Annotated in this window: 3 protein-coding genes and 1 pseudogene; all 4 read right to left on the bottom strand. The window is 74.8% G+C overall.

What is annotated here, in order from left to right; translation table 11 throughout:
- Nucleotides 1–30: 30 nt before the first annotated feature.
- Nucleotides 31–801, bottom strand: a complete 771-nt coding sequence (gene pgl, locus JNW87_RS34670) for a 6-phosphogluconolactonase (RefSeq protein WP_109805974.1) — start codon at nt 799–801, stop codon at nt 31–33.
- Between the two features lie 107 nt (nt 802–908).
- Nucleotides 909–1,925: a glucose-6-phosphate dehydrogenase assembly protein OpcA gene (locus JNW87_RS34665; RefSeq protein ID WP_109805973.1), complete on the bottom strand. Its 1,017-nt coding sequence runs from the start codon at nt 1,923–1,925 to the stop codon at nt 909–911.
- A 31-nt stretch (nt 1,926–1,956) separates the two neighbouring features.
- The gene (zwf, locus tag JNW87_RS34660; protein ID WP_109805972.1) at nt 1,957–3,507 is read right to left on the bottom strand and encodes a glucose-6-phosphate dehydrogenase; all 1,551 of its coding nucleotides are present in this window, start codon (nt 3,505–3,507) and stop codon (nt 1,957–1,959) included.
- Nucleotides 3,508–3,509: 2 nt separating this feature from the next.
- Nucleotides 3,510–5,024: pseudogene (locus tag JNW87_RS34655) on the bottom strand (glucose-6-phosphate isomerase); the annotation flags it as partial.

The raw sequence follows: 5,024 nt of genomic DNA, 5'->3' as shown, positions 1-5,024 counted from the left end.
CCGGTCCCGTCGGGGCTCGCGGTCCGACCGTCAGCGCAGGCTGCGCAGCCGCGGCGGCACCTCGGCCGCCGCGGCCCGGTCCAGCAGCCAGAGGGTACGACCAACGCCGCGCACGCCGGCCGCGGGCAGCTGCACCGGCCCCGCCCCGGCCAGCGCCATGCCCACCGCCCGGGCCTTGTCGGCCCCGCTGGCGACCAGCCAGACCTCCTCGGCCGTGTTGATCGCCGGCAGGGTGAGGGTGGTCCGCAGCGGCGGCGGCTTCGGACTGCCCCGGACCGCGCTGACCGGCCGGTTGTCGTGGTGCACCGGGTGCTCCGGGAAGACCGAGGCCACGTGCCCGTCCTCCCCGACGCCGAGCATCAGCACGTCGAAGTGGGGGAGTGCGGCGTGCCCCGGCCGGGCCGCCCGGGCCAGCTCCTCGGCGTACCGGGCGGCGGCCGCCTCCGGGTCGTTGCCGGCCGGCCCGTCGGAGGGCGGCATCGGGTGGATCCGGGCCGGGTCCAGCGGCACCACGTCCAGCAGCGCCGCCCGGGCCTGGGTCTCGTTGCGTCCCGGGTCGCCCGCCGGCAGGAAGCGCTCGTCGCCCCACCACACGTCGACCCGGGACCAGTCGACGGCGTCCCGGGCCGGCAGCGCCGCCACCGCCCGGTACACCGCCGCGGCGATCCGCCCGCCGGTCAGCACCACCGACGCCTGTCCCCGGTCCGCCTGGGCGTCCAGCAGCTTCACCACCAAACGGGCCGCCACCGCCTGGGCCAGCAGGTCGGCGTCGGCGTGTACGGCGACACTCGCCTCACTCATTCGTCGTGCCTCGCGTTCCGACCGCGTACGCGGTCACCTGTGCTCTCCGACCGCCCAGCGGTCCCGTCTGACGACCGCCGCGCAGGCGACCGTCGCGGCCCGTCCGCTCAGTGGTTCGCGGTCGTGCCGGCGTGCGCGGTGACCCCGGCCTCGGCCCGCTGGGCGGTCGCCGGATCCTTCCACACGTGCACCCGGGTGCCGGGGCGCTGGTCCAGGCCGGTGAGGCCGGCCGCGGCGCCGAGCGCTTCGGCGTAGACCTGGTCGGCGTCGAGCCGGCGCAGCTCCTCGGCCAGCTCGTCGCCGAGCGGCCGGCGGACCAGCGGCAGGGTCCGGTCCTCCTGCCCGCTGCGCCGGAAGGTGGCGGCGCTGTCCTCCCGGGTGAGCGTCAGCTCGTCGCCGTTGGCGCAGCGCAGCTGCACCTCCCGCAGCCGGGGGTGCACATCGGTGGGCTCCCACACCGGGTCGATGCCCAGCCGAGCGGCCAGCCAGCCGCGCATCAGCGCCGCCGTCGGGTCCAGCCGCGGCGCGACGACCGTCGCCCCGGTGATCCGGGCCTGGGTGGTGTCGAACGCCCCGGCGACCAAGGTGCGCCACGGGGTGATCCGGGTCCAGGCCAGGTCGGTGTCGCCGGGGGCGTAGTCCCGGGCCCGCTGGCGGATCGCCTCGATCGGGTCGGCGGCCTGCGCGGCGTCGGTGATCCGCCGGTCCGCCACCACGCCGAGGAAGTCGGTCGCGATCTCGGCCGGCGGCTCGCCGTGCCACCAGGCGACCACCGGTACGTCGGGCACCAGCAGCGGCATCACCACCGACTCGGCGTGCAGGGCGAGCCGGCCGTACATCCGGGTCACCACCGCCTCGCACGGGCCCAGCCGGCCGCCGACGACGATCTCCGCGTCCAGCCGGTTGCGGTCCCGCTCCACGTCCGAGCGGACCACCACCACGATCCGGCACGGGTGGGCGGCGGCGGCGATCGTCGCCGCCGCCTCCGCCTCGCGGACCCGCTTCTCGTCCACCACCACGATCAGGGTGAGCGCCATGCCGCTGGCCACCCCGCCGGCGCTGCGGCGCTCCGCGGCGAGCGCCTTGACCACCTCGTTGCCGGTGGTGTCCCACAGCCCGATCACTGGAGCCTCCTGGTTTCCTCGCTGTGCCCGGTCACGCCCGCCGCCAGGCCCGGCCCTCGCGGGCCAGCATCTCGTCGGCCGCCCGCGGCCCCCACTCGCCGGACCGGTACGGCTCCGGCTTCGTACCCGCCCAGGCGTGCTCCAGCGGGTCGACCACATGCCAGCTCTGCTCGACCTCGGCGGCGTCCGGGAAGAGGGTCCGGTCGCCGATCAGCACGTCCAGCACCAGCCGCTCGTACGCCTCGGGGCTGGACTCGGTGAACGCCTCGCCGTACTGGAAGTCCATCGCGATGTCGCGGACCTCCATGGTGGTGCCGGGCACCTTCGAGCCGAACTTCAACACCACGCCCTCGTCCGGCTGGACCCGGATGACGAGCTGGTTGTTGCCGAGCGACTCCATGTCCTCCTGGTTGAACGGCAGGTGCGGCGCCTTCTTGAACATGATGGCCACCTCGGTGACCCGCCGGGGCAGCCGCTTGCCGGCCCGGATGTAGAACGGCACCTCCGCCCAGCGCCGGTTCTGGATGCCGAGCCGGACGGCCACGTAGGTCTCCGTGGTGGAGTCGGCCGGCACGCCCTTCTCCTCCAGGTAGCCCACCGCGCGCTCGCCGCCGACCCAGCCGGGCAGGTACTGCCCGCGGACGGTGTCCCGGGCGACGTCCTTCGGCACCGTGATCGCCTTGAGCACCTTGAGCTTCTCGGTCCGGATCTCGTCGGCGTCGAAGCTGGTCGGTTCCTCCATCGCCACCAGGGCGAGGAGCTGAAGCAGGTGGTTCTGGAGCACGTCGCGGGCGGCGCCGGCCGAGTCGTAGAAGCCGGCCCGGGTGCCGATGCCGACGTCCTCGGCCATGGTGATCTGCACCGAGTCGACGTACTTGGAGTTCCACAGCGGCTCGAACAGGTTGTTGGCGAACCGCAGGGCGAGGATGTTCTGGACCGTCTCCTTGCCCAGATAGTGGTCGATCCGGAAGACGTCCGGCCGGGTGAAGACGTCGTCGACCAGGTCGTTGAGCGCCTTCGCCGAGGGCAGGTCGTGGCCGAACGGCTTCTCCACCACCACCCGCCGCCAGCCGCCGGACTTGGCGTTGTCCGCCATCCCGGTGCGGGCGAGCTGCTTGAGCACCACCGGGAAGGCCGCCGGGGGGATGGAGAAGTAGAAGGCGGCGTTGCCCGGGATGCCGTGGGTGTCGCGCAGCTCGTCGAGGGTCGCGGCGAGGTGGTCGAACGCGGCGTCGTCGTCGAACGAGCCGCCGACGAACTTGATGTTGCCGGCCAGCCGGGCCCAGACCTCGTCCCGCCAGGGCGTGCGGGCGTGCTTGCGGGCCGCCTCGCAGGCCAGCGTCTCGAAGTCCCCGTCGCCCCAGTCCCGCCGGGCGAAGCCGAGGACCATGAAACTGGGGGGCAGCAGCCCCCGGTTCGCCAGGTCGTAGACCGCCGGCAGTAGTTTCTTCCGCGCCAGGTCCCCGGTGACGCCGAATATCACCAGAGCGCACGGCTCCGGGATCCGCGGCAACCGCCGGTCCTGCGGGTCGCGCAGCGGGTTCACGCCGCCTCCTCGCTCCGCTGGGTTCACGTCATTCATCGTCACGTCCGTGTCCGTCCGGCCGCATCCAGCAGCTGGGCGACGCCCGCCGCCCGCTCGGTCAGGTGCAGTCGCAGCACCGGCCGCTCCCGGCCGGCCAGCGCCTGCCGGTCGCCGGCGGCCTGGGCCGCCTGGAGCTCTCCGAAGGTGTACGGGCGTCCCGGGACCGGCAGATCCTCGGCGACCGCGCCGGTCACCTGGAGGAAGCTGCCGACCTGCGGGCCGCCCTTGTGGTACTGCCCGGTCGAGTGCAGGAAGCGCGGACCCCACCCGAAGGTCACCGGCCGGCCGCCGCCTCGGCGAGCAGCGGGCGCAGCCCGGCCATCGCCGCGTCGGCCTGGCGGTCGAGGTACGCCAGCACCGCGAGGTATCCGTCGTCGCCCAGCCCGTCGAGCAGCCACCGCAGCACGCCGGCCAGGTCGCCGGGAGCGGCCGGCGGCGCGTACACCTCGATGGCGCCCTCGGCGAACGACGGCGTCTCCGCCGGCGGACCCGCGGCCAGGATCCGGCTGGTGTTCTCCTTGCACTCGGTGACGTTCGGCTGGTCGAACGGGTCGACGCCGAGCACCACGCCGGCGATCGCGGTGGCGTACTCCCAGGTCAGGAAGTGCGCGCCGAGCGGGCCGTTGACCGCCACGTCGGGGTTGCCGCCACCGCCGGGCACGTCCCCCGCGGTCAGCGCCCCGCCGTAGGACACCGTGAGCACGTCGGGGCCGGCGGCGCCGGGCGCCCGCGGGGACTCCACCACCACCGGCAGGATGCCCACGCCGGCCTTGCCGGTCGACTCGGCGAGCAGCTGCTCCACCCAGTCACCCAGCCCGTCGATGCCGGTGCCGTCGCCGACCAGGGCGACCTTGTCGCGGCCGGTGGTGGCGGCCGCGGCCAGAGCGGCGCCCAGCGCCAGGCCCGGGTTGTCCCGGTCCCGGCCCAGCGCCCCGCCCAGCGCCTCGGCCTCGTCGAGGAGTTCGGTCACCTCGGCCCCGGCCAGCGCCGCCGGAACCAGCCCGAACGCGGTGAGCGCCGAGTACCGGCCGCCCACCTCCGGGTCGGCGAAGATGGTCACCACGCCCATCTCGGCGGCCGTCTCCGCCAGCGGCGAGCCCGGGTCGGTGACCACCACGAAGTGCCGGGCCGCCTCCGCCTCGGTCATGCCGGCGTCGAGGAAGGCCTGCCAGTAGGCGCGCCGGTGGCTGTCGGTCTCCACCGTCCCGCCCGACTTGCTGGAGATCACCACGACGGTCCGCTCCAAGCGGTCGGCCAGCGTCGCCCGGACCTGGCCCGGGTCGGTGGTGTCCAGCACGGTCAGCGGGCGGCCCAGGGTCCGGGCGATCACCTCGGGGGCGAGCGACGAGCCGCCCATTCCGGCGAGCACCACGTGGTCGAGGTCCTCCAGCTCGGCGGTCAGCTCGGCGAGCTGGGGGAGGAGTTCCCGGCTGCGCCGGTGGGTGTCCAGCCAGCCGAGGCGGGCCTTCGCCGTCGGCTCGGCCTCCGGGCCCCACAGCGTCGGGTCCTTCGCG

Source organism: Micromonospora sp. ATA51 (assembly GCF_016802855.1).
Lineage (GTDB): Bacteria > Actinomycetota > Actinomycetes > Mycobacteriales > Micromonosporaceae > Micromonospora > Micromonospora sicca.
This window is presented reverse-complemented; position numbering and strand designations above follow the sequence as displayed.

Bases quoted from the DNA above. Each gene is read 5' to 3' on its own strand.
- pgl (WP_109805974.1), bottom strand. From the start codon at position 801: ATGAGTGAGGCGAGTGTCGCCGTACACGCCGACGCCGACCTGCTGGCC.
- zwf (WP_109805972.1), bottom strand. From the start codon at position 3,507: ATGAATGACGTGAACCCAGCGGAGCGAGGAGGCGGCGTGAACCCGCTG.